The organism is Mesorhizobium kowhaii (assembly GCF_003253745.1).
In the GTDB taxonomy this organism is placed as follows: Bacteria; Pseudomonadota; Alphaproteobacteria; order Rhizobiales; family Rhizobiaceae; genus Mesorhizobium; species Mesorhizobium kowhaii.
This window is the reverse complement of record NZ_MZXV01000032.1, coordinates 497,363-518,669: the sequence shown is the minus strand read 5'-3', so window position 1 is coordinate 518,669 and position 21,307 is coordinate 497,363. Positions and strand designations below refer to the sequence as shown.

The window sequence follows — 21,307 nt, the reverse complement described above, 5'->3', positions numbered from 1 at the left end:
GAGCGCCGGAATCTTTTTGATCGTCGATTGCCAACCGGCCGGCTGCGTCTATGCTGACCGCACCGGTACGGCCGAAGAGGGATGACCATGGCCAAGGCGGACAAGACTGCAACAATGAGCCGGCTGCATTCGGCGGCAAGGCTGGCAAGAACCGCGCTCGCGGCGCGGCTTCTGGCGCACGGCTTCTATGCCGGCCAGGATCAGATCATGCTGGCGCTCGACCGTGAAGACGGCCAGACGCCGGGCAATCTCGCCGGACGCCTCGGTGTGCGCCCACCGACCATCACCAAGACCATCAACCGGCTGCAGGCGCAGGGTTTTCTGGAAAAGCGCGCCTCGTCGGCCGATGCTCGCCAGGCTCATATTTTCCTCACCGACACCGGCCGCGACATCATCCACGCCATCGAGAAATCGGTGAAGAAGACCGAAAAGCAGGCGCTGAAGGGCCTCGACAAGAAGGACCAGAAGGCGCTGTTCAAGCTGCTTGCCCGCATCGAGGCCAACCTCTCGAACGAGGAATTGGTGTTGATCGACGACGACGCCGAGACGGACGACTGATCGCCACTTTCGGCAGCAGGCGATCAAGCCGCCGCGGCAGTGCCTTGGATCAGTGATGACCAGCGCCCCGGCGTCATGCCGAACGCCTTCTTGAATTGCCTGATAAAATGGCTCTGGTCGCTGAAGCCGGCCTCGATGGCGATCTGCGCCAGGGGTTCGCCGGCGGCGATCATCCGCCGCGCGCTCTGAAGCCGGCGCATCACCTGGAACCGATGCGGACTGGTGCAGAAGGCGGCGCGGAAATGCCGTGACAAGGCATAGCGGTCGAGCCCGGTGATCGCTTCCAGTTCGTCCGAACGGACGGGGCGGCCGAAGTTCTCCGTGAGATAGTCGCGCGCCAGCGTAGCCGCCCGCCATGCCGTTCGGGCCATCGGCTTCGCCGGCTGGCCGGCATGCCGGGTCAGGCTTTGCATCAGCCGCGCGAGGAAGTCGGCAACGAACAGCTCGTCAAGTTCCTCTTCCAGCGGCCCCAGTGCCGAAAGCAGCGTTGCGCAGAAGCTGTCGTCCGTCAGCACGCCATCCCTGACGAACGGCAGCGACGCGCCGCCAAGGCAGTCGAGCATCAGCGACGGTTCCAGATAGAGCATCCTGTAGCGAAGGCCGTCCTCGGTGCCGGCGCCGCCGTCATGCAATTCGTCGGGATGCAGCACGATGATCTGGCCAGGCAGGCTGTGGCGCGTCACGCCGAGGTAGCGAAACCTCTGCACGCCGTGCAGCGTCACCCCGATCGCATAGGTGTCGTGGCGATGCAGGTCGAAGGCGCTGCCATGGAACCGCGCCTCGATCCGCTCCATGCCGGCAGGGTCGGAGGCGGAGATGATGCAGTTTTCCGCCGCGTCAACGCACAAACGTCCAAGACCCTCGAAGGCCTGGCTGTTTAGATCGTGCGACATCGTCTCCTTCAGCCTCGCATTGGGGCACAAGCTCGAATGGTCAATGTCTCATGTTCGACACGAAATTTGCAATCGTGCTCAGGGAGGATCTGCCGGTCTGGCAGAAACTCAACGTCACCGCCTTCCTGACCAGCGGCATCGCCGCCCAGTTTCCGGACATTATCGGCGAACCTTATCGCGACCGCGCCGGCAATCTCTACAATCCGCTGTCGATCCAGCCGGTCATCGTGCTGTCCGCCGACCAGGTGACGCTGGGCGCGATCCACCGGCGCACGCTGGAGCGTGGGGTGACGACCTCGCTCTATGTCGAGGAGATGTTCGCGACCGGCTTTGACGCGGCCAACCGTGCCGTCTTCGCCGAATTCGCACCGGATGACGCCAAGGTGGTCGGTATCGCGCTTCGCGCCGAGAAGAAGGTGGTCGACAAGATCACCAAGGGTGCCCGCATGCACGCCTAAGGTGTGTTGATATTCAGCTGATGCCGGCCTGCAACCGGCGTCCTGCGCTTCCGGTGCTCACGTACTTTAAGTACGCTCCGCTCCGGTTCTCGAAAGCCACCTAGTTTGGTCGCTTCGCGCCCGTCTTCGACTCCGGCTCGGCCTGACCTGAATCTCAACACACCTTGGCCCCAAGGACTAAGCCTGCCGGCGGCTGTTGTTGTGCCAGCCGGCTTTTGGCGCGGCGGCAGCCGACGATTGGCTTGCCGCCAAGCGACATTTCCCGCAAAGGTGGGCTTCAGCCCAGCTTCCCACCCGGCCTGCAAGTGAGTGCTCCCCAAAGACATCCAGAAAGCGCAACGCCCCCGGTGGCGATCCTCTGCATGCTTTCCACCTACGTCTTCTTCACCTTTCTCGATACCAGCAGCAAATATCTCGTCCTGGCCGGCGTTTCAGTGCTCATCGTCGCCTGGGTGCGCTTTGCCGTACATGTCGTGCTGGTCGGCACGCTGCTGCGCGGCTGGCGCCAACCGGTGCGGTTTCGCCCGGTCAACCTGCCGGCGCATGTCCTGCGCGGTCTGTTCCTGTTCGGCTCGACCATGTTCAACATCCTGGCGCTGCGCTCCCTGCAACTGGCCGAAACCACCTCTATCTATTTCTTCGGCCCGATGGTGATCACAGCACTTGCCGGCCCGCTGCTTGGCGAATGGGCCGGCTGGCGGCGCTGGCTGGCGATCCTGGCGGCCTTCGCCGGGGTTCTGATCATCACCCGGCCAGGTGTCGGCGTTTTCGGCATGGGGCATCTCTTTGCGCTCGGCTCGATGCTGTCGAACTGCTTCTACGTCATCATGACGCGCCGCATGTCGGCGAGCGAGACGTCGGAAAGCCTCATCCTGTTCTCGGCACTGGCGCCGGCGGTGCTGCTTTTGCCCTTGCTGCCGTTTTCGTTCTCCCTGCCGCATGATGGATGGCACTGGTTCGTCCTGCTCATGCTTGGCGTGTTCGGCGGCGTCGGCCACTGGCTGCTGGTCCAGGCCTACCGGCTGGCGACGACCACGGCATTGGCGCCCTATCCCTATTCGCAGATGGTGTGGATGATCATTTCCGGATGGATCGTCTTCAAGCAGTTTCCCGACCGCTGGACACTGGTCGGCGCCGCCATCATTGTCGCCAGCGGCCTCTACATCGTTCATCGCGAGCACCGGCTTCGGCTGCAGAGCCGTGCGGCCTCCGATGTCGAAGCGGAGGCGTTGGCAAAAAAACTTTGATTTGCTGCCGATCGATGGCATAACGCCGCCTTTAAACTGTTTAGGCCGGTCGGGGAGCACAGGTCGCTGGCACAGAAAATCAAGCTTTCGACGATCGCGGATGCGCTCGGCGTGTCCACGGCCACGGTGTCACTGGCGCTGCGCGACAGCCCGCTGGTCGCCGGCGCCACCCGCGACCGCATCAAGGAACATGCGCGCGCCATCGGCTATATCTACAACCGACGCGCCGCCAGCCTGCGCACCTCGCGTTCGGGCATTGTCGGCGTCGTCGTCCACGACATCATGAACCCGTTCTTCGCCGAGATCCTGCGCTCGATCGAAAGCGAGCTCGACCGCAGTCGCCAGACTTTCATCCTGTCCAACCACTATGACCAGCTCGAAAAGCAGCGCACCTTCATCGATACGCTGCTGCAGCTCGGCGCCGACGGCGTCATCATGTCGCCGGCCATCGGCACGCCGGCTTCCGACATCCTGATGGCCGAGGAGAACGGCCTGCCGGCGGTGTTGATCGCACGCACGGTCGAGGGCGCCGACGTGCCGGTCTTTCGCGGCGACGACGCCTATGGCACCGGGCTCGCCACCAACCATCTGATCTCGCTCGGCCACAAGCGCATCGCCATGATCGGCGGCACCGACCAGACCTCGACCGGCCGCGATCGATACCAGGGCTATGTCAACGCCATGGAGGCGGCCGGGCTGGAGGTCAGGCCGTCCTGGCGCATCGCCGGCCCGCGCACCAAGCAGGCCGGCTTCGAGGCCGCCGGGCAGTTCCTGGCGCTGAAGGACAAGCCCACGGCCGCCTGCTGCTGGAACGACCTTGTCGCCATCGGCCTGATGAACGGCATCGCGCGCGCCGGCTTGGTGCCGGGCGTCGATATCTCGGTCACCGGCTATGACGATCTCGAAGAGGCGGCGATCGCGACGCCGGCGCTGACCACCGTCTGGAACGGCCAGCGCGAGGTCGGACGCCGCGCTGCCAGCGCGCTGCTGGACAAGTTGAACGGGCAGACGGTGCGGCCGTCGCAGGAACTGATCAAGCCGGAACTGCATGTGCGCCAGTCGACCGGCAAGCCGGTGGAGCGTGCATGACCAAGGCCGAACAATTGCAGACCGTCGCCATCCTTGTGCCGGGCGATTTCAACGATCATGCGATAGAGCGCATCGACAGCACCTTCAACCGGGTCAGGATTGAACGAGCCGATCCGGCGCTGGTCACTGACGAGATGCGCAGCAACGTGCGCGGCATCGCTTCGTTCGCCGGCATCAATGCGGCGATGATGGATGCATTGCCCAACCTCGAACTCATCGCCTCCTTCGGCGTCGGCTATGATTCGGTCGATGTCGGCCATGCGGCCGCGAAAAACATCATGGTCACCAACACGCCCGACGTGTTGACCGAAGAGGTTGCCGACACCGCGATCGGGCTGCTGATCAACGCCGTCCGCGACCTGCCGCGCGCCGAAACCTGGCTGCGTGACGGCAGCTGGCTGCGCAAGGGCAACTATCCGCTGAGCCGGCTGACCTTGCGTGGGCGCAAGGCCGGCATTTTCGGCATGGGTCGCATCGGGCTGGCCATCGCCCGGCGGCTGGAAGTCTTCGGTTTGCCGGTCGCCTATCACAACCGGCGCCAGGTCGAAGGCTTGGGCTACCAGTACCATCCGACGCTGAAGGGCCTTGCCGAAGCGGTCGACACGCTGATTTCGGTGGCGCCCGGCGGCGCCTCGACGGAGAAGGCGGTCAATGCCGAAGTCCTGTCGGCGCTTGGCGCCAACGGCGTCTTCGTCAACATCGGCCGCGGCAGCACGGTCGACGAGGCAGCGCTCGCGGCAGCGCTTGCCAACGGCACCATCGCCGCTGCCGGCCTCGATGTCTTTGCCGACGAACCGAACGTGCCCAAGGCGCTGCTCGACGCACCCAACACCTCGCTGTTGCCGCATGTCGGCTCGGCCTCGGACCATACACGCCGCGCCATGGCGGATCTGTGCGTCGACAATCTGGTGTCCTGGTTCATCGAGCGCCGGCCGCTGACGCCGGTGCCGGAGACTGTGAATGTGAAGGCTGCCGGCTAGCCAAAAGGCAAACTCGATGGCTGTGAAGCCGCCCGAAAATTCCACGATCTCGGTTGTCACCGGTGGCCGGGAACAGATCGTTTCGATTCCCTACCCAAAACCGCCCGCTACAGTCTATCTGGCAGGCGTATTCATTCTTTTCTGGCTAGGTGGCTGGGCTGTGGGTGAGGTTTCCGCCGCCCGTCGGCTTCTGACAATGCCTGTTGGAGGCGGAACGGCATTTCTCGTATTCTGGCTTTGCGCATGGACTGTCGGAGGCCTGTTCGCAATGCTGTCTATTCGCCGGGTTTTCCAGAGATCCGCGCCTGAAATAATCAAGCTCGAGGTCGCGTCTCGTCTACGATCCGGGAATGCCGCCCTTCAAGATGCCCATCTCCAGGTCATTCCCTGCATGGTCCGCCCTGTTTCCGAAACGGACCGAACTCAAAATCGATCGGACGCAGCTCAAATCGCTGAGACTCCGCGAGGGCGATACATGCAACCGCCTGACAGTCGACGCTGGTGCCCAGCGAGTCGATCTCGCTTCGGCCGCCACCGATGTCGAGCGCGAATGGCTCTTCAAGCTTCTTTCCGATCGCTATTCGCCGGCTGTCCCGCAATAGTCCGACGAGTTCCGTCTTCGTCCTCGGCAGCCATCGATGCTCTGCATTGCCACACTTATTAACGTCCGCTTAACTCTTTGAAATCATTCTTCATCCTGTCCGGGTGCATGGATGAAGAATGATGAAAATGCTTTCCGTGGTGATCGCCGCCGTCGCGCTGTTTGGCGGCGTTCAGCTGTTTCATGATGGCAGTGGTGAAAGTGCCGCCGATGAGGTCGCGCCGTCCAACAGCTACAGGCTGGTGGCCAATGGCGACGAAGGCAAGTGCGCGGTCACGCGCGGTGCGTCGGTTTCGGATGACCTGTCGCTGTTGACGGTGGGACCGAACTGCCGCCGGCTCCTGCTTGGCATCGAACGGGCAAAGTTCTGGCGGGAGGAACAGGACGGCACGGTCGCCTTCAGCGCCAACGGCGTCGATCCGATCGTCACCTTCGCCGTTGCGGACGGCGACGGTTACGAATCCTATGCCCCGGCCGCGCCATTGCTGTCGCTGGCGGCCACCGGTGATGTGAAGCCTGCTGACTGATTATTCCGCCGCGGCACGCGCACCGGCTTTCGCCACGGCGTGCAGCCGCACGGCATCGCCGAAGGCACGGAAAATCTTGGCCGAGTTGCTGTCCGATTTGACCCAGTATTCCGGATGCCACTGCACGCCGACGGCGAAGGCGCGTGAGTCGCGCACCGAAACCGCCTCGACCGTGCCGTCGCTCGCGACCGCCTCGATCTGCAGCTTCGGGCCGAGCCGGTCGATCGCTTGGCGGTGCAACGAATTGACCTTGATGTCGCCGGCACCGAACACGCCGGCCAGACAGCTTCCGGGCTTGATCAAAATGGTCTGGTGGATGGCGAAGCGTTCGTCCTGTTTGTCGCTCACCGGCGCGCGGTGGTCGAGCGAACCCTCGCGCTCGTGGATCTCGGTGCCCAGCGTGCCGCCAAGCGCCACGTTCATCTCCTGGATGCCGCGGCAGATGGCGAGCAGCGGCACGCCGCGCTCCACCGCCCTGCGGATCAGCGGCAGCGTGGTGGCGTCGCGCGCCGGGTCATAGGGGCCATTGGCCTCACTGGCATCGCCGCCGTAGAGCGAGGGATGCACATTGGATTTCGAGCCGGTGACCATGACGCCGTCGACCGACGACAGAAGTTCGTCGAAGTCGAGCCTGTCGCCGAACGATGGCACCAGCACCGGGAACACGCCGGCGCCGGCAATCGCCGCCTCCAGATATTGCTGCGGGGCGGCATGCCAGGTGTAGTTGTCGAACTGACGGACGTCGGTCGATATGGCGACGAGCGGCTGATGCATTTTGGCTCTGTTTTCCATTTGGGCAAAGGGTATCCTGCCCACAAAATAGGCGATCCGCCGGTATTTTTCCATGACAAGTTTCAGCATGTCGCATGGGCCACGAAGCGGGCTGTTAGACTATAGTTGCAGGGCAGCTGGGCTTCGCCGTCAAATCGGGCCGCCGTGCTGGACTCGACTTCTTGCCCGTGTATTGTTTCGAGCGAACCGACACGGGAGCGAGGATTTCCCGAACGTCGGTCTGTTGGTCCAAAAGGGAGGAACTTCATGGATCGTCGTTCATTCATTCGCAAGGCTGGTGTTACAGGTGTCGGTGCTGCAGCGGCGGCGGCCACGCTTGCGGCGCCGGCAATAGCCCAGTCCAATCCCAAGGTGACGTGGCGGTTGGCGTCATCCTTCCCCAAGTCGCTCGACACCATCTATGGCGGCGCCGAAGTGTTCTCCAAGATGCTGTCGGAAGCCACCGACGGCAACTTCCAGATCCAGGTCTTTGCCGCCGGCGAACTCGTGCCAGGTTTGCAGGCCGCCGACGCCACCACGGCCGGCACGGTCGAGGCCTGCCACACGGTCGCATATTATTACTGGGGCAAGGACCCGACATGGGCGCTCGGTGCGGCGGTTCCCTTTTCGCTCAACGCGCGCGGCATGAACGCCTGGCACTACCATGGCGGCGGCATCGACCTGTTCAACGAGTTTCTTGCCACGCAGGGCCTTTTCGGCCTGCCGGGCGGCAACACCGGCGTGCAGATGGGTGGCTGGTTCCGCAAGGAGATCAACACCGTCGCCGACCTGTCCGGCCTCAAGATGCGCATAGGCGGCTTTGCCGGCAAGGTGGTGCAGAAGCTCGGCGTCGTGCCGCAGCAGATCGCCGGCGGCGATATCTATCCGGCGCTGGAAAAAGGCACCATTGACGCCGCCGAATGGGTCGGTCCGTATGACGACGAGAAGCTCGGCTTCTACAAGGTGGCGCCCTATTACTACTACCCCGGCTGGTGGGAAGGCGGCCCGACCGTCCACCTGATGTTCAACAAGGCGAAATACGACGAACTTTCGCCGGCTTACAAATCTCTGCTGCGCACCGCCGCCCAGGCTGCCGATGCCAACATGCTGCAGAAATACGATTATCTGAACCCGGCAGCGGTGAAGCGGCTGGTGGCCGGTGGTGCCAAGCTGCGCCCGTTCAGCCAGGACATCATGGCCGCCTGCTTCGAAAAGGCCAACGAGGTCTATGCCGAAATGGAAGCCACCAACGCGCCGTTCAAGAAGATCTGGGACTCGATCAAGGGCTTCCGCAAGGAGCACTATCTCTGGGCGCAGGTGGCCGAATACAATTACGACACCTTCATGATGGTCCAGCAGCGCAACGGCAAGCTGTAGACCGCTCTTTGCATATTCGAAAGACCCCGGGCCTGCTCGCCCGGGGTCTTTCTTTTCAGGCTGGCGAGGAACTGACTTCGACCAGTATTCCGCCTGGGGCAAGGCAGTAGAAGGTGGTCGAATTGACGCCGCCGCGCGTCAGCTCCTGGACCTCGCCCGGCGCGAGGCCCGCATCGGCAAGCTCGGCCTGCTTTGCGTGCACAATGTCTGGTTTGCCCACGAAGAAGCCGACGTGGAAACCGTCGGGATAGCGGGCCGTCTCTCCCTTGCCCGGCATCATCAGGTTGAGGATGAAGCCGTCCGTTCCGCGTAAAACCGCGAAGGCGTCCTTGCCGCGCATGGCGACAAGCTCGAAGCCGAAATGGCTGGTGAAGAAGCCGGCAAGAGCCGCGACTTCGGTGGTAATCAGATTGGCATGGTTCAGTTTCATGGTCTTTGTCCTGTCGCCGGTTGAAACGCGGACAGGCTTGGCTGCAGACCGTGAACCGGCGGGACCGTGGCATCAGGAAATCCGGACATGACCCAACCGGCTCGCGGGCTTTCGCCTCGCTTGCCGGCCGTGGGTTCTCCCGCAAATCATGCGGTGAACAGGCCCCCGTTCAAAAACGGAAGAGACCGGACTACCGAACCGGCCTTTTTGCCGTCTACATCGTTGATTTTGCGTCATTTATGCTTCGATAGCTTGCCGCCTTCCCAATGTGTTTCCCAAGGAAAATGCAACCTTAGGAGACAGGGAAATGACCTACCTAGCTATATGCCTGCTGCTTATGGCAGCCGCGCTACGTACGCGCCTTCTACGCCTTCACCTTGCGCTGAGACTGCTGCGCCTGTCGAACGCCCTGGGCGACGCTGGCAGCCGCGTCCTTCGCCAAGTCGAGCGGGAGATAGGCCAATGAACGCTCATATTAGGACGCTGAAGCCCTTGGGCTGCCCGCAGGGTGTTGATCCCCGCACATGGCGCCAGTCGGTTGAGAAGCGCCTCAACGACCTCCTAGACCGTGCCATGTCGCTCATAACCGCGCTCGACTTGATGGAAGCCGATTGCGACCTTGAAGAGACTGCCGACGACGAGCCGTCCCTTGGCTGCCTCGATGATCTGGAGCAGGACAACTGCGACGACGAGGACGGCGGCGACACCGAGCCGAACGGCGACGAGACTGACTACAGCGCCACGGAAGATGAAATGGGGACGTGCGACGAGCGCGACCCCGCCGCCGCTCCTATGGCTCGACAGGCAATGCAGCGCCTTCGGGAAATCCAGCAGGTGCCATCATGAGCGACACGATAGACGCGCTCGACAACCTCACCATGGCACAGCATCTGTTTTTCGCGGCGCTGATGGCGTTGGCCGACATCGATGACATGCAAGAGCGCAGTGCCATCGAAGCTGTGCTGAGCGAAGGTCTGGCGAAGCTCAAGGCAGGGGTTGCGGCGCTTGAAGCAATCAGGGCGAGCGGGGTGGCGCAGTCATGAGCGTTTCACAACTCGTCGAACCGGCCATCGTGCCTGACATCTTCGTGACGGGCTCTGCCCCACTCCAATTTATGGGCGGCAATGTCAGACTTACCTTGTTCGTTTCGCAAGTCTCGACCTTGGACGGCAGCGCTGAGAACGCTATCGTCTCGAAGCTGGTCGGGAGCAGATCCGACATGCTGAAAATCGCTGCGGCAATCGTCAGGGGCTGCAATGCGGGATCGACGCCTAGGGACAAGCTGACGGAGACTTTCGTGCAGTTCCTTGAGGCTCCCGAGGAGCGTCACTGAACGGCGGAAAAGTTTTCCGCTGCACAAGCCCGCTGCCTCACGGTGGCGGGCTTTTCATTTGGCGGTGGGGACTAGCGGGATTAGCGGGCAAAATGCCGTCGCTTTCGAGTGTCAGCAGATGTGGTAAGGTTGATTGTCGGCGAGTAGCAGAGGTCCAGCAACAATGACTTTGAGACGAACCAGAGCTTACGGCACATCCGGCTTGGTTCTAGCGGTTTGCATTGTATTTGCTTGGCAGAACGCCGCTGCCGCTCAAAATTGCGACGCAGCCGCGACGCCTGGCGTCAATTGGCAGGACTGTGACAAAAAGCTTCTCATCCTAGAAGGACAGGACCTGAGCGGGGCGAACCTGATCGGTGTTGATTTCACTTCGACCGACCTCAGGAACAGCAATCTCCTTGCGGCAAATTTTGAGAAGGCAACGCTTGTGCGTGCTTCCCTGGCCGACTCGACCGCCAAAGGCGCCCGGTTCGACAAAATCGAGGCCTACAGGACCGACTTCAGCCATATGGACGCGCAGGGCGCTGTGTTTACGAGCGCGGAAGTGCAGCGCTCGAATTTCCAGGACGCCAATCTGACCAATGTTGATTTCACAAAGGCGGAATTGGGGCGAGCGCAGTTCCATGACGCCGATATCAGCGGCAGCCGCTTTTCGTTTGCCAATCTCGCGCGGGCGGACTTCCGAGGAGCGACGTTCACCGCGCCGATAGACTTTGACCGCGCTTTTTTCTTTCTGACCCGTATCGAGGGCCTCGATCTTTCCAATTCGGCGGGTCTATCCCAGTGGCAGCTCAACATGGCTTGCGGAGACGCCCGGACCGAGTTGCCTTCTGGCTTGACGAGGCCTGAAGATTGGCCCTGTAGCGAGCCATAGGCTCGGCGCCGTGTCGCTGCCGGGGCTGAAATCGTCAAGCGCGCCCTTGCGGGGGCGAAGCTTGCGCGCGATGGTCACCCGACCGGAGGGGCAGAACCTTGGCTGAGGGCAAACAGGACACTGGCGGTTTGGACACCGTCGTTGAGGTCGATCCTACCAGCGGCGAATTCAAGCTTCGCCTTCCTGGCAAGCTTGCTGCTATGGCCGGTCGCAACCTTGCGAAGGCCGTTGAAATGGCCTTCGCTGGTTTCGCTCCCGCCCAATATAGGCGTGCGGTACATGGAACGCTTCAGTCACGGCTCGATTCGGCCATAGTCGACCAAATGTGCCGAGCAATCGAGAATCCGGATGATCGTGCGCTTGCAGCGGCGCTGCTTCGCCAGAGCTTGATATCTCAGGCACAAAAGGCCGAATCTCGCGCCGAAATCCTAGACCTGACAGCCCATCATTTGGCGATCGAGGGCCCGGCCACTCAGCCTGTAAAGGAAGACATATCACCTGACTTTCTACAGCATTTTTGGGATACGGCGGATCGACTGTCTCGATCAGAACTGCGAGAAATTTTCGCTCGAATTCTTGCCCGTGAAATCGCCCGTCCGGATAGTTTTTCTGCGTCGACCCTAAATCTTCTTGCGACGCTTCACCCGCGCAACGCTCAAAAATTTGAGGAGCTATGTCGGATGACTTTCAATATTCCCGAGCTGTCGTTTGTTATCGTTTCCCTGCCAAAGCACGACAAGGGTCCTGTGAATGTACTCGGTACGAAACCGTCAATTAGAATAGGTGAATATATCGATGAGTTCGGAATAAGTAGAGAGGATCTGCTTGATCTCCAGTCGGTCGGATTAACCCGAAGTTCCGGAGAACAGGAATACCCTCAACTGCACAAATTATATAGAAAGCATTTGTACGTCGAATATGCTGGGAGAACAGCCCATCTTGTGCCGGACAGATCCAGTCCAGGAGGAGTCAATGATGCGGTTGGTGTAATCTCACTTACCCCGACAGGTCGCGAACTGCGGGCCGTTCTGATGCTGGAGCCTCACAAGGACTATACCTACGCTTTGATGAACGCCTATGCTAGGATTGGCGTCACGATGACCCTAGACCCCATTCAGCCTTCAAGTGCTTGATCGCATGGCCCCTTCGCTCGTGATAGCGGCGCTGGGTAGTGCTAGCGCCTCTTCACCTTCGGCGTGATCTCCTCGACCCGCACCTTGTCGCCGATCTCCTTCGCCATCGCCAGCGCCTTGGCCTTGTCCTTCGTGGTCAGCACGGTGCGCCAATGCGGCTTCTCGAAAACGCTGACGATGTAGGTGGTTCTTGCGGGCTCAGGCACGGCTGGCATACTTCACCTTGCCCCACTGCGGCGGCCTGTCAGTGGGCTTCCACGAAGGCCTTGCAGCTGGGTGACAGCTGATCAATCCTGCCTGCAAGATCGCATTTGCCGATCGGTGTGGTTGGGCAAAGCCGTTTGTAGTCACGGTTGCATTGCTTGCCTTGGTAAGATTTGAAAGTTTTCACCTGCTTTCCGCCTACCGGGCTGGTTACTATGCCAGCACCGGTGTCCATCGCGCCATCACGGCCGGCCCCCTTGCCGCCTCCACGGCCTCCATGGCCTCCATGGCCTCCACCACCTCCACCACCTCCGCCGCCTTTCGCGGACGCGATGCCCCTAAAGGTAGCGTAGACGACACTTGCACCCAGGATGGAAAGCAATGCACGACGTGATATAGACATTGTTCAATCTCCCCCTGCCACTTTAGCGATAGCTAAATTAGCACAAGGGAAGATGGATTTCACAAGAAAAGCAATTACACCTCGGTGGACTAACTGCCCTTGGTTTTGCCATAGCCGGTCGGGCTGGTGTCGGGCGTGTACGTCAGGCCGACATCGTTCCCGTTGCATTTCTTGCACCGAAGCTTCGGCCGAATGTCCCATTCCATCGCAGGCGCGTCCGGGCCGAAGCGATCGCGCAGCTTCACCAGATCGAGCATCTGGCTATGGTTGCAGGGCGCGTGGTGACAGTGTGCCGTCACCGCCATCTTCGCATCGATCAGCGATTGAAACGTTCAGTCCTTTGCCATCCGGCCGATATAAGCTAGGGCGTCAGCTTGCAGCGCTCAGCCCATTAGCGTATCCTAATTTATTGCACCGATATTGTGAAGCAACAAGGGGAGAGAGGGCTATGGGGAAGCATCTGTGGCTAGGCTTGGCGCTAGCATGCTCGGGAATACTTTTGAGCAGCATGACCGCCGAGGCAAAAGCTTTCAAAAACTTCCAAGGCAAAGAGTGCAGACCCGACTACAAACGGCTTTGCCCGATGACACCAATCGGCAAATGTGATCTTCAAAGCATGATCGATCAGCTATCCCCCGCATGCAAAGCTTTCGTCGAGAAGCACAAATAGGGAGTCAATCCTCCTCGCGGAAATCCTGCAGCGAGGCGTGCCGCAAGTCTTCCTCGCCGCGGAGGTGCTTTACGCGGCCGATCAGCCCCGGCTTGACCCATTGCGTCGCCGCGCGCGCCTCGCCTGCGTGACGCATCCAAGGCCATATGCAGTCGGATCTCATTCCGATTTGCTGCGGGAGTGGCTGGAAACGAACGCCTATCTGCCGGTCCGATCGATGAGGAAAGCGAGACGGACGGCAGCGCTTAAGCCAACGCTTCCCCGATCACACCATAGGGTCTGGCGGGCCGCCTGCTAGATTGTTCGGGCGGCTGAAGCCCGGCCTCTTCGCACGGATGAGACGACCCACTGTTTACCCGCGCGGCGCTCGTGGCGGTCTCGCGAAACGAGCGACCCGCAGATGCTTTTTTCGTGTTACGATGGCGTTGCAACGCGTAATCTCGACCTTGGCAATATGGCAGAGGCCGAACGGTATTTTGCCCTGGCGCAGGAAGTTCTGCGCCCCCAGCACGGCTCAGCTACGAGCGCTGGGTGCGCTGCCTTTTCTTGATTGGTCCGGGCGAGGAGGTTGTCCATGTCCACGAGTAGTGTCGACCGCCCGCTGCAGCCGGGCGACCGGGCACCGAATATTGTGCTCGACGCGATCTCCCGCGACGGCAAGATCGCGCTCACTGATTTTCGCGGTCGAAGCCCGTTGTTGATCGGTTTGTTTCGAGGCCTGCACTGTGCGTTCTGTCGGCGCAATGTCGCGGCAATGGCGCAACTCGAGCCGGCCCTGCGTGAGAGAGGCGTCGAATGCCTGGCGGTGGTCAATACGCCGGTCGAGAGGGCGCGGCTCTATTTCCGTTACCACCCGGCGCCCGATCTTCTCGCCGCGTCGGACCCCGAGCGGGCCTCACACCGTGCTTTCGGCTTGCGCGAGGTCGGGATGGACGAGGTCATGGGGATCCGGATCCATCTCCCGGGCGAGTTGCCCGAGCCTATGGACCCCATGGCAATGGACGAGTTCCTCAACAAGAAGGAGGGATATGAAATTACGGAAGCCGATCAGCGGATGATGGCTTCCGCTAAGGAGTTGCTTGTCGGTCAGTTCCTCATCGACCGAGGGGGCATTGTACGCTGGAGCTTCACCGAAGGTCTGGAGGATGGCCCCGATATTACGTTCAAGACACCGAACCCCGAGGAACTGATGTCGGCAGCTTCACAAGTTGCACATTAATCGGCGGCGGAAATAGGCTGCTGGAAACTGACCCTCACCCCGGCTTTTTTGTCTGGGGAGGGGCCGTGGCCGCTGACGAAAGCGCGGGCCGCTCCCCCGACGCTCCCCGCGACCGGTCCAGCGTCGGCAAGACGCCAGCATTAAACAGGGTTTGCGGCCGATCACCCTAACCTTAGCTGGAGTATGCTGCCCCTAAATAGCCGTCCAGGCGAGACGTCGCGCGATCGGAGTTGCCAAGCTCGGTCCGCTGGCTCGCGCGGCCTCGCGTAACTTCGGCGGCAAGTCATACAGTCGGCCGAGAGCCCCGATCCGGCCTGCAATTTCTTGCCGAGCGTGTCTTCGACAAATGGATATTTCATGGTCATGGGTAATGGCGATCTCCGTTGAAGGGTCGCCGCAACGAAGGATTATATTCCTGATCAGGATGCCTCTGACAAGCAACGACAAAGGCCCGTTCGAATACGAAAACAAGGATTGGGCTCGACATGTCGCCGTGTGCTTCGTTGAAGGCGTCACAGGCCCAATGCTTGAGGCTCCCGGATGCGACCCAGCCCATGCGGCAATCGCCCATTTCCAAGGGTTCATCTGCTGCGCTTTTCAAGATGCCGTCATGCGCGGCGACGGCGAACAGATCATGGCCGACATCCTCGATCAGGTCCGGCCATTCATTTCCGGGCTGGCGAATGGCGAAGCGAGCGTGACCATCGGGGACAAACCCCGGCCGTTGCTGACTGCAATCCGTGGCGGAAAGAAAGACGAAGCGTGATCGCTTGGCTGGCCTTCACCCTGTCCGCTGGCGTCGTGCTGGCGCTGGCATGGCCGTTCTAGGAAATCGCCAGGGACGGGGCCGAACGGGACTGGTCTAGCAGTGTCTCGGCCTGCCAGCTTCAGTCGCGTGTTCGCTGTCTCACATTTGGCCTCCGTCGCTCGTCCGGCGTCGACCCGTTAAAAACCAACCATGTTTGTTTACCCGCTCTAAATTAGCTGTCGCTAATCTGCGATAAACAGTCGGGGCTTGGAAAAAATGCAACTGGTAGCGAAATTTCTGCGTGACGAATCCGGCGCGACAGCCATCGAGTATGGTTTGATCGCGGCGCTCATTGCTTTGGGAATTGTGGTTGGAGCGGGCTCGTTAGGCAACGCGCTCAATGCCCAGTTCACGTCGGTTGGCACTACCCTAAACAACGCTCCGTAAGGGGGCTTAGGGACTTCAGTCTTAGTTGAGCTATTGCTAATATGCGTTTAGCTTGGGAATGCAGGGGACGATCCCAAAAAGACCGACCCGCAATGGCCGGTGCGGCTCAAGGCCGTGATTAAAGCTGCGCAGGGTTTGAAACGTGATGTCGGGCAACACGCGGCCGACCAGCCCCTACTTCCCGGTAGAGCCCGCGCCCGGTGACCACCTACATCGTCAGCGCCGCACCCTGGCGCATGATCCTGACCACCAAGGACCGAGCATATCCCGGCGCCGATCGCCTTCAAGGGGGCCGGCCCTGGCAAGATGCGGAAGGTGAAGATCAGCGAAACCGAGAAACGGGCGGCCTGAACAGGCATCCGTGAGACCATGAGGGCGATCAACGATCGATAACGCAACGACCTGGCTGGCCTTCAGCATCGCCGCTGGCGTCGTCCTGGCGCTGGCGTTGTGGCCAACGTAAACGGTCTCGCTTCCCTTGTCTCATTTCAGGAATCAAATGCTGGCATCCGTCTTGCAGTGCCAGCTTTGCCGGTTGATCCCGGCCCTGATCGCGTACTGCTACCAGGGAGCGAGGAGGCGTAGCCAAAAATGCTGGTCATCTGTGCTGACTGCACGAGCTTGATTAGTTCGAAGACGCTGAAATGCCCGCATTGCGGTCATGAAAACGTACTATTGGAACCTCGAATCTTCGCAGCACCCAGGTTCGGGAGTATTGAGAAGCAACTTCAGTCCGAACAGCTTGAAAGGCTCGTTCTCACGGCGGTCGTTGGCATCTTTGGTGCCGGAATGTTGACGGCTCTGATTATGATCATCCACCAGGTTACGGCCGATCTCATCCTACCTAAGTGAGCTATCGTCAGATCGAGGTTGCCGGCTGGTGTACTTCACCTGCATTCCTGACTACCTAGATCAAGGCAAAATAGACAACCGGTGCAAGGATCAGGCAGATCGCCATTCCGATAACTATGGCAATGCCCAGGCGCTCTGCTCGCCGCGAAACGTCAGCGAAATCATCCTCATTTGCGATCAGGTCAAGGATCGAGCAGTCACTGGGGACCGAATGATTGTCGTTTGCAAGTCGGTATGCGGCGTCATCGACTTTTGGTTTAAGTGACGAGATATGGTTCACGTTGACCTCGCTTCGATGATGGCCATCGGGCAGGGTGGTGGCCGTTCTAACCGGCGATTGCCATTCAATCGGGGCTATAACCGAAAAATGAAAAAGGGCCCCGACGCATGATTGGATTGGGGTGCGCAGGGCCTTTGGCCCGTACGAGATACTACCACATCATGACCGCATATGATGCTGGGCTAATATGATGCTGGCCTAATATGATCAACAAATGGTAAATCGCCATGGCAAAGGGCTGGACGTTTCAATCTCTGATCGACGGCAAGATGACGGTGACGGCGTTTTGCCATTACGCGCCTTGCAACAATAGCCAGCCGCTCGACCTAGTGAAGCTCCGCGATCGGTTCGGACCGGATGCGCCCGCAGATGACCTCGTTCGAAAACTGAAATGTGGCAGGTGTGGCAGCAGGAAAGTCGGCCTGATCTATACGCCGCCCGGCGCACGGTCCTGACCACGCAAGCCGGCTCCCCGAAGTGAGTAGCGCTTGACGATTTCGGGGAGTGGGCGCCTCACTAGCTGCTAATGGAACTGAAACGGCTATTCTTCCTGACGCCGCGTCTAATCCACGAGCACGATGAACGGCTTGTGCTTCGGCCGTTCGTGCCAAATGACTTGTCGCAGATCGCGCATGTCGACCAACTGGCCGCAGATTGGACAGGAATAGAAATTGTCCTGTTCGTCGGAATGGTCGCCGCCGTGACGCTTACCAGGAATAGGCGGTCCAAGGTCGGATAGCTTCGTCATGACCATTGAACTTTCAATTCGTCTAAAATGTTCCGGAACCATTTTAGCGCATGCTAATTGAATCGCAGCCGACGGCGACCGCTTCAATACCCGCTACCGGGCGTTGCTGCGCCCCTCGGCGTCGAGGATTGAGAATTGAGCTACTACTCGAAGCTCTATCATATCGATGGCCTCGTGCGCGCCATCGGGTGGAAGAAATCAGTCTCGGTACTGCTTCGCCGCGCGCTGGGGATCGGACCGGCGATGAAAGTTCGCTGTGGCAATCATGAATTGCTGATCAGGCCTACCGACAGCGACTTGTTTGTCATCTCCCAGGTTTTTGGGCATTGCGAATATGAAATCGGAAAAGCAGGCCAAAGCGCGCTTAACCGGCTCGCGACAGCATGGAGGCAAAGGGAGTTCATACCCGTTGTCGTGGATGCGGGCGCGAATGTTGGCTACTCGTCGATTTTCCTTGGAGACCAGTATCCTGATGCCATAGTGATAGCTATCGAGCCGGACCGCCAAGCGTATGAAGTGTTGATATCGAACTGCGCCGGTCTAGAGCAGATCATGCCTGTCTACGGCGCACTCTGGAGCCACGACGGTGAGGTTGCACTTGTCAACAGCGAGCGACCTTCGTGGGCACGGGCCGTATCAGACGGGCGAGGTGTTCCGTCGGTCACCTTGCCGGGCCTTCTTGCCAAATTGCCCAGGACAAAATTGTTGATGCTGAAGATGGATATTGAAGGCGCGGAACTGGAGGCAACGCGTGACTGCGGCAAGGTCCTCAAGGATGTGCCGTGCATTATCGTCGAACCGCACGACTTTATGTTTCCCGGCCGAGGCTGCCTCACTTTCGTGTACTCGTTGTTTGGCGGAAGGAGCATCGACAGCCTGGTGAACGGCGAGAACCTGATATTCATATCGTCGGAACTTCTAGCACCTGAAGCGGCTTCACGGCGACCGCCAGGACGAAGGACAGCCAAGTCAGCGCAATAGAAGCGCGTTTTGCGCAGAATTAGGTTTTTCCACCCCGGCGTTCGGAAAGGTCATCCGCGCCTCGGCTTCCTGCCCGTTGATGTCAGCGTCGACTGAATGGCAAAGCGCTGTAATTTCTTGAGACCGCTGTTATCGGCGGCAATCAGGTCAAAGACATCGTTGGGACCGAGGCCGAAATCGAGCTTGAGGTGTACCATTGTGCTGCCGCCGGAAGACGCCGATGCCAATGCCGGCACCATCCCACCGCCGGCAAAGCGCGGGATAGCCATTGAGCGATTGAAGTCGTTGACGAAGCCACCCAAGTTGAAGCCGCGCAAACCTTGCATCTGCGGAATGAAGCCGTTGTTGATGGCGTGCAGGAAGTCGAGCCCAAGCCTTTGCACGGCACGCGCCTGGATGACGAATTCGCCATTCGAGAGCCGCGCCAAAATCGAGTCCGTCCTCGGCCCGCCTGGGCCGCGCACCGCACCGCCGGCAGCGAAGCCGCCGTGGGAGCCGCCAGACTGCGATGCAGACGATGAGGCCTGTGCCCGGAGCGCAGATGCCGCAGCCGCGCCCGTGGGTAACGAACAGCGGGCACACGCGGACCGGGTGGAGGCGAGTCACTCTCGCCGCGTCCTGCCCGACGACGATTGTCACTCGCAGTCGAGCCGTGGTATCTTCGAGCAAGTCGCCCGAACTGTCGGGGCGCTTGGCTTCAGCCGAATCGGAGGTACACGCCGTGTCCGCCCCTCGACCCCACCGGCCCTGGACGCGCGAGCTGGTGGTCGACGCCGACCTGCCCGCCTTCGCCCTGCGCACCTACTTGGAGCACGCCGACCTCCGCTCCCTGCTGCAGAGCGCCCACGTGAGCCGCCCCCTTGCCTCCGCCTGCGAGCTTGGGTCGGGCTACGGCCGCATGACGGTCGTGCTGGGCGAGTTCGCCGCCCGCGTCGTCGGATTCGAGCGCGAGCCCGAGTTCGCCGAGGCCGCCCGCCGGCTGCACCCGGCCTTCGCTTTCGAGCGCGTGGAAGGCCTGGACGCCTTGCCCGTGCCCTCTGGCGTCTTCGACCTGGTACTCACCTTCACCGTGCTACAGCACCGACACCGCTCTGGCCCGGGTTTGCGGGGAGTTGAAGCGGGTGTTAAGGCCGTCGGGCTTCGCCCTGCTGTGCGAGGAGACCAACGCGGCCCTGCGGTTCGGGGACACCGAGGATGAGAGGGGGCTGTGCGCGATCGGGCGTCCGGTCGAGGTGTACGCGGCGCTGCTGGCCCCGCTGCGGCTGGTGGCGAAGAAGCCGCGGCGGGTCGAGCCGACCTACCCGCGCAAAGACGTAGGGACCTACATGCTCTTCCAGGCGCCGTGAGTCCGGGCTCGCCGAACCGGTCATGTCTTTTTCGGCGCGCACCCAATAGCCGATCGATGGGTTGCCGGCAAGCGCGCAAGGCCAAGCGACGGCCAAGGCAGCTCAGCCCGGATGCGGCACCACCAGCACCTTGACCTCGCCGGGCGCCGGTGGATTGGCGATCACAGCTGCCGCGTCTTCGAGTGCCACCTGCCTGGAGATCAGCCGGTCGATCTCGATTGTGCCCGATGCAATGAGCTCGGCGGCGCGGCGATGCGTGTAGGGATTGAGGAAGGAGCCGAGCACTTTCAATTCCCGAAACAGCAGGTCGAAGGGCTCGAATTCCGCTTTCATCCCTTGCGGCGTCACGCCGACGATGACGACCGTGCCGCCGGCGCGGGCGAGCCGCATCGACTGCTCGACGGTCTCCCGCACGCCCGCGCATTCGAAGACGACGTCGACACCGCCTGGCGCCAGGCCCGCCGGTCCGGCGACGGTGTTGATGACGTCGGCGGCGGTCGGATCGACCGTCGCCGTGGCGCCGAGATCCTCGGCGAGCGCGCGCCGCGAGGCCTGCCTGGTCGACAGGATGATGGTCGTGGCCCCGGCCAGACGCGCCAGCTGCACGGTGAGCAGGCCGATCACGCCGCCGCCAAGCACGGCCACCGAGCTGCCTGGCCGGATTTCGGCCAGCTCCACGCCATGCAGGCAACAGCCGAGCGGCTCGCAGAAGGCACCATGCGTCGGCTTCAAGCTGGCAGGCAGGATGAAAGCCTGCTTCTGCGGCAAGGCAAGATATTCGGCAAAGCCGCCATCGCGATGAATACCGATGGCGCGCAGGTTGCTGCAGAGGTTGACCCGCCCGGCATGACAGTGCGCGCAACGCCCGCAGGCGATGTTGGGGTCGCCGGTGACACGGTCGCCAACGGCAAAGCCCGAGACGGATTTTCCGATCGCCTCGACGATGCCGGAGAATTCATGCCCGGGCGTCACCGGTGGCGTGCACGGGAATTCGCCGTGGAACAGATGCCGGTCCGTGCCGCAGACGCCGCAGGCTTCAACGCGCACCAGAAGCTCATCCGGCCCGATGTCCGGCTTGTCGACTTCGCGCAGGGCGATGCTGCCCACCGCTTCCAACCGCACCGCTTTCATGATCTTG

The 21,307-nt window shown here is 61.1% G+C and carries 28 protein-coding genes and 1 pseudogene; 19 read left to right on the top strand and 10 right to left on the bottom strand.

From position 1 onward, the window contains the following. Window positions 1-87: 87 nt before the first annotated feature. On the top strand, window positions 88-558 hold the full coding sequence (locus B5V02_RS15300; RefSeq protein ID WP_095084311.1) for a MarR family winged helix-turn-helix transcriptional regulator: 471 nt from the start codon (window positions 88-90) through the stop codon (window positions 556-558). A gap of 23 nt (window positions 559-581) precedes the next feature. Here B5V02_RS15300 and B5V02_RS15295 read toward each other — a convergent pair whose 3' ends face one another. Continuing rightward, a complete protein-coding gene (locus tag B5V02_RS15295) occupies window positions 582-1,451 on the bottom strand; it encodes an AraC family transcriptional regulator (protein ID WP_111545422.1) in 870 nt (289 codons plus the stop codon). A 50-nt stretch (window positions 1,452-1,501) separates the two neighbouring features. Between B5V02_RS15295 and B5V02_RS15290 the strand changes: the two genes are divergently transcribed. The 5 genes from B5V02_RS15290 to B5V02_RS15265 all read left to right on the top strand — a co-directional run bounded on the left by B5V02_RS15290 (window position 1,502) and on the right by B5V02_RS15265 (window position 6,353). Continuing rightward, window positions 1,502-1,909: a DUF2000 family protein gene (locus B5V02_RS15290; RefSeq protein ID WP_111544962.1), complete on the top strand. Its 408-nt coding sequence runs from the start codon at window positions 1,502-1,504 to the stop codon at window positions 1,907-1,909. A gap of 362 nt (window positions 1,910-2,271) precedes the next feature. Then, window positions 2,272-3,156: a DMT family transporter gene (locus B5V02_RS15285; protein WP_167458503.1), complete on the top strand. Its 885-nt coding sequence runs from the start codon at window positions 2,272-2,274 to the stop codon at window positions 3,154-3,156. Window positions 3,157-3,222: 66 nt separating this feature from the next. After that, on the top strand, window positions 3,223-4,245 hold the full coding sequence (locus B5V02_RS15280; protein WP_111544961.1) for a LacI family DNA-binding transcriptional regulator: 1,023 nt from the start codon (window positions 3,223-3,225) through the stop codon (window positions 4,243-4,245). Beyond that, a complete protein-coding gene (locus B5V02_RS15275) occupies window positions 4,242-5,225 on the top strand; it encodes a 2-hydroxyacid dehydrogenase (RefSeq protein WP_111544960.1) in 984 nt (327 codons plus the stop codon). Before B5V02_RS15280 ends, B5V02_RS15275 begins: the two co-directional genes overlap by 4 nt. Before the next feature lie 723 nt (window positions 5,226-5,948). Beyond that, on the top strand, window positions 5,949-6,353 hold the full coding sequence (locus tag B5V02_RS15265; RefSeq protein ID WP_167458502.1) for a hypothetical protein: 405 nt from the start codon (window positions 5,949-5,951) through the stop codon (window positions 6,351-6,353). Here B5V02_RS15265 and B5V02_RS15260 read toward each other — a convergent pair whose 3' ends face one another. Then, window positions 6,354-7,127: a gamma-glutamyl-gamma-aminobutyrate hydrolase family protein gene (locus tag B5V02_RS15260; protein WP_111545420.1), complete on the bottom strand. Its 774-nt coding sequence runs from the start codon at window positions 7,125-7,127 to the stop codon at window positions 6,354-6,356. A 264-nt stretch (window positions 7,128-7,391) separates the two neighbouring features. On the opposite strand from B5V02_RS15260, the gene B5V02_RS15255 reads away from it, so the two are divergent. Next, entirely contained in the window at window positions 7,392-8,501 is a 1,110-nt protein-coding gene (locus B5V02_RS15255) for a TRAP transporter substrate-binding protein (protein WP_111544957.1), read from the top strand. Window positions 8,502-8,556: 55 nt separating this feature from the next. Here B5V02_RS15255 and B5V02_RS15250 read toward each other — a convergent pair whose 3' ends face one another. Then, complete coding sequence (locus tag B5V02_RS15250; protein ID WP_111544956.1) at window positions 8,557-8,931, bottom strand: VOC family protein; 375 nt, start codon at window positions 8,929-8,931, stop codon at window positions 8,557-8,559. Window positions 8,932-9,504: 573 nt separating this feature from the next. On the opposite strand from B5V02_RS15250, the gene B5V02_RS15245 reads away from it, so the two are divergent. The 5 genes from B5V02_RS15245 to B5V02_RS15225 all read left to right on the top strand — a co-directional run bounded on the left by B5V02_RS15245 (window position 9,505) and on the right by B5V02_RS15225 (window position 12,271). Then, window positions 9,505-9,777, top strand: a complete 273-nt coding sequence (locus tag B5V02_RS15245) for a hypothetical protein (protein ID WP_208647082.1) — start codon at window positions 9,505-9,507, stop codon at window positions 9,775-9,777. Further along, window positions 9,774-9,974 carry a hypothetical protein gene (locus B5V02_RS15240; protein WP_111544955.1) on the top strand — a complete coding sequence of 67 codons (201 nt, stop codon included), beginning with the start codon at window positions 9,774-9,776 and terminating at the stop codon, window positions 9,972-9,974. Before B5V02_RS15245 ends, B5V02_RS15240 begins: the two co-directional genes overlap by 4 nt. After that, entirely contained in the window at window positions 9,971-10,264 is a 294-nt protein-coding gene (locus tag B5V02_RS15235; RefSeq protein ID WP_111544954.1) for a hypothetical protein, read from the top strand. Before B5V02_RS15240 ends, B5V02_RS15235 begins: the two co-directional genes overlap by 4 nt. Window positions 10,265-10,427: 163 nt before the next feature. Beyond that, window positions 10,428-11,138: a pentapeptide repeat-containing protein gene (locus B5V02_RS15230; protein WP_111544953.1), complete on the top strand. Its 711-nt coding sequence runs from the start codon at window positions 10,428-10,430 to the stop codon at window positions 11,136-11,138. Between the two features lie 98 nt (window positions 11,139-11,236). Then, window positions 11,237-12,271: a DUF2806 domain-containing protein gene (locus B5V02_RS15225; protein WP_111544952.1), complete on the top strand. Its 1,035-nt coding sequence runs from the start codon at window positions 11,237-11,239 to the stop codon at window positions 12,269-12,271. Window positions 12,272-12,312: 41 nt separating this feature from the next. Here the strand turns inward: B5V02_RS15225 and B5V02_RS40610 are convergent, their stop codons facing one another. From B5V02_RS40610 to B5V02_RS15205, 3 genes and pseudogenes are all read right to left on the bottom strand, one after another. Continuing rightward, window positions 12,313-12,477 (bottom strand): hypothetical protein, encoded by a 165-nt coding sequence (locus B5V02_RS40610; protein ID WP_167458481.1) that lies wholly within the window; start codon window positions 12,475-12,477, stop codon window positions 12,313-12,315. Window positions 12,478-12,967: 490 nt separating this feature from the next. Further along, window positions 12,968-13,183: a hypothetical protein gene (locus B5V02_RS15215; RefSeq protein WP_245445933.1), complete on the bottom strand. Its 216-nt coding sequence runs from the start codon at window positions 13,181-13,183 to the stop codon at window positions 12,968-12,970. A 369-nt stretch (window positions 13,184-13,552) separates the two neighbouring features. After that, window positions 13,553-13,672 (bottom strand): annotated as a pseudogene (locus B5V02_RS15205) (ATP-dependent DNA ligase); the annotation flags it as partial. A gap of 450 nt (window positions 13,673-14,122) precedes the next feature. Between B5V02_RS15205 and B5V02_RS15200 the strand changes: the two are divergent. The 3 genes from B5V02_RS15200 (at window position 14,123) to B5V02_RS15190 (ending at window position 15,962) form a co-directional block, all read left to right on the top strand. Beyond that, on the top strand, window positions 14,123-14,767 hold the full coding sequence (locus tag B5V02_RS15200; protein WP_006206655.1) for a peroxiredoxin-like family protein: 645 nt from the start codon (window positions 14,123-14,125) through the stop codon (window positions 14,765-14,767). A 370-nt stretch (window positions 14,768-15,137) separates the two neighbouring features. Further along, window positions 15,138-15,533, top strand: coding sequence for a hypothetical protein (locus B5V02_RS15195; RefSeq protein WP_111544949.1), 396 nt, complete (start codon window positions 15,138-15,140; stop codon window positions 15,531-15,533). Between the two features lie 258 nt (window positions 15,534-15,791). Beyond that, window positions 15,792-15,962 (top strand): Flp family type IVb pilin, encoded by a 171-nt coding sequence (locus tag B5V02_RS15190; RefSeq protein ID WP_111544948.1) that lies wholly within the window; start codon window positions 15,792-15,794, stop codon window positions 15,960-15,962. A 907-nt stretch (window positions 15,963-16,869) separates the two neighbouring features. Here the strand turns inward: B5V02_RS15190 and B5V02_RS40100 are convergent. Continuing rightward, window positions 16,870-17,094, bottom strand: a complete 225-nt coding sequence (locus B5V02_RS40100; protein WP_146606072.1) for a hypothetical protein — start codon at window positions 17,092-17,094, stop codon at window positions 16,870-16,872. A gap of 227 nt (window positions 17,095-17,321) precedes the next feature. On the opposite strand from B5V02_RS40100, the gene B5V02_RS15180 reads away from it, so the two are divergent. Further along, complete coding sequence (locus tag B5V02_RS15180; RefSeq protein ID WP_111544946.1) at window positions 17,322-17,549, top strand: hypothetical protein; 228 nt, start codon at window positions 17,322-17,324, stop codon at window positions 17,547-17,549. A 107-nt stretch (window positions 17,550-17,656) separates the two neighbouring features. Here B5V02_RS15180 and B5V02_RS15175 read toward each other — a convergent pair whose 3' ends face one another. Beyond that, window positions 17,657-17,842, bottom strand: coding sequence for a hypothetical protein (locus B5V02_RS15175; RefSeq protein WP_111545419.1), 186 nt, complete (start codon window positions 17,840-17,842; stop codon window positions 17,657-17,659). 135 nt (window positions 17,843-17,977) lie between these two features. On the opposite strand from B5V02_RS15175, the gene B5V02_RS15170 reads away from it, so the two are divergent. Next, window positions 17,978-18,823 carry an FkbM family methyltransferase gene (locus tag B5V02_RS15170; protein ID WP_111544945.1) on the top strand — a complete coding sequence of 282 codons (846 nt, stop codon included), beginning with the start codon at window positions 17,978-17,980 and terminating at the stop codon, window positions 18,821-18,823. Window positions 18,824-18,873: 50 nt separating this feature from the next. Here B5V02_RS15170 and B5V02_RS15165 read toward each other — a convergent pair whose 3' ends face one another. After that, on the bottom strand, window positions 18,874-19,251 hold the full coding sequence (locus B5V02_RS15165) for a hypothetical protein (protein ID WP_146606071.1): 378 nt from the start codon (window positions 19,249-19,251) through the stop codon (window positions 18,874-18,876). 80 nt (window positions 19,252-19,331) lie between these two features. On the opposite strand from B5V02_RS15165, the gene B5V02_RS42660 reads away from it, so the two are divergent. Together B5V02_RS42660 and B5V02_RS40095 are read left to right on the top strand one after the other, a co-directional pair. Beyond that, entirely contained in the window at window positions 19,332-20,021 is a 690-nt protein-coding gene (locus B5V02_RS42660) for a methyltransferase domain-containing protein (protein WP_111544943.1), read from the top strand. Beyond that, a complete protein-coding gene (locus B5V02_RS40095) occupies window positions 19,945-20,169 on the top strand; it encodes a hypothetical protein (protein ID WP_146606070.1) in 225 nt (74 codons plus the stop codon). Before B5V02_RS42660 ends, B5V02_RS40095 begins: the two co-directional genes overlap by 77 nt. Before the next feature lie 102 nt (window positions 20,170-20,271). Here the strand turns inward: B5V02_RS40095 and B5V02_RS15155 are convergent, their stop codons facing one another. Then, window positions 20,272-21,300, bottom strand: coding sequence for a zinc-dependent alcohol dehydrogenase family protein (locus B5V02_RS15155; RefSeq protein ID WP_167458531.1), 1,029 nt, complete (start codon window positions 21,298-21,300; stop codon window positions 20,272-20,274). Window positions 21,301-21,307 lie beyond the last annotated feature (7 nt).

Bases quoted from the DNA above. Each gene is read 5' to 3' on its own strand.
- B5V02_RS15195 (WP_111544949.1), top strand. From the start codon at position 15,138: ATGGCGATCTCCGTTGAAGGGTCGCCGCAACGAAGGATTATATTCCTG.
- B5V02_RS15250 (WP_111544956.1), bottom strand. From the start codon at position 8,931: ATGAAACTGAACCATGCCAATCTGATTACCACCGAAGTCGCGGCTCTT.
- B5V02_RS15245 (WP_208647082.1), top strand. From the start codon at position 9,505: ATGTCGCTCATAACCGCGCTCGACTTGATGGAAGCCGATTGCGACCTT.
- B5V02_RS15255 (WP_111544957.1), top strand. From the start codon at position 7,392: ATGGATCGTCGTTCATTCATTCGCAAGGCTGGTGTTACAGGTGTCGGT.
- B5V02_RS15230 (WP_111544953.1), top strand. From the start codon at position 10,428: ATGACTTTGAGACGAACCAGAGCTTACGGCACATCCGGCTTGGTTCTA.
- B5V02_RS15265 (WP_167458502.1), top strand. From the start codon at position 5,949: ATGAAAATGCTTTCCGTGGTGATCGCCGCCGTCGCGCTGTTTGGCGGC.
- B5V02_RS15155 (WP_167458531.1), bottom strand. From the start codon at position 21,300: ATGAAAGCGGTGCGGTTGGAAGCGGTGGGCAGCATCGCCCTGCGCGAA.
- B5V02_RS15175 (WP_111545419.1), bottom strand. From the start codon at position 17,842: ATGACGAAGCTATCCGACCTTGGACCGCCTATTCCTGGTAAGCGTCAC.
- B5V02_RS15235 (WP_111544954.1), top strand. From the start codon at position 9,971: ATGAGCGTTTCACAACTCGTCGAACCGGCCATCGTGCCTGACATCTTC.
- B5V02_RS15215 (WP_245445933.1), bottom strand. From the start codon at position 13,183: ATGGCGGTGACGGCACACTGTCACCACGCGCCCTGCAACCATAGCCAG.
- B5V02_RS15240 (WP_111544955.1), top strand. From the start codon at position 9,774: ATGAGCGACACGATAGACGCGCTCGACAACCTCACCATGGCACAGCAT.
- B5V02_RS15290 (WP_111544962.1), top strand. From the start codon at position 1,502: ATGTTCGACACGAAATTTGCAATCGTGCTCAGGGAGGATCTGCCGGTC.
- B5V02_RS15190 (WP_111544948.1), top strand. From the start codon at position 15,792: ATGCAACTGGTAGCGAAATTTCTGCGTGACGAATCCGGCGCGACAGCC.
- B5V02_RS15285 (WP_167458503.1), top strand. From the start codon at position 2,272: ATGCTTTCCACCTACGTCTTCTTCACCTTTCTCGATACCAGCAGCAAA.
- B5V02_RS15275 (WP_111544960.1), top strand. From the start codon at position 4,242: ATGACCAAGGCCGAACAATTGCAGACCGTCGCCATCCTTGTGCCGGGC.
- B5V02_RS15260 (WP_111545420.1), bottom strand. From the start codon at position 7,127: ATGCATCAGCCGCTCGTCGCCATATCGACCGACGTCCGTCAGTTCGAC.
- B5V02_RS15180 (WP_111544946.1), top strand. From the start codon at position 17,322: ATGGCAAAGGGCTGGACGTTTCAATCTCTGATCGACGGCAAGATGACG.
- B5V02_RS15295 (WP_111545422.1), bottom strand. From the start codon at position 1,451: ATGTCGCACGATCTAAACAGCCAGGCCTTCGAGGGTCTTGGACGTTTG.
- B5V02_RS15200 (WP_006206655.1), top strand. From the start codon at position 14,123: ATGTCCACGAGTAGTGTCGACCGCCCGCTGCAGCCGGGCGACCGGGCA.
- B5V02_RS42660 (WP_111544943.1), top strand. From the start codon at position 19,332: ATGCAGACGATGAGGCCTGTGCCCGGAGCGCAGATGCCGCAGCCGCGC.
- B5V02_RS15300 (WP_095084311.1), top strand. From the start codon at position 88: ATGGCCAAGGCGGACAAGACTGCAACAATGAGCCGGCTGCATTCGGCG.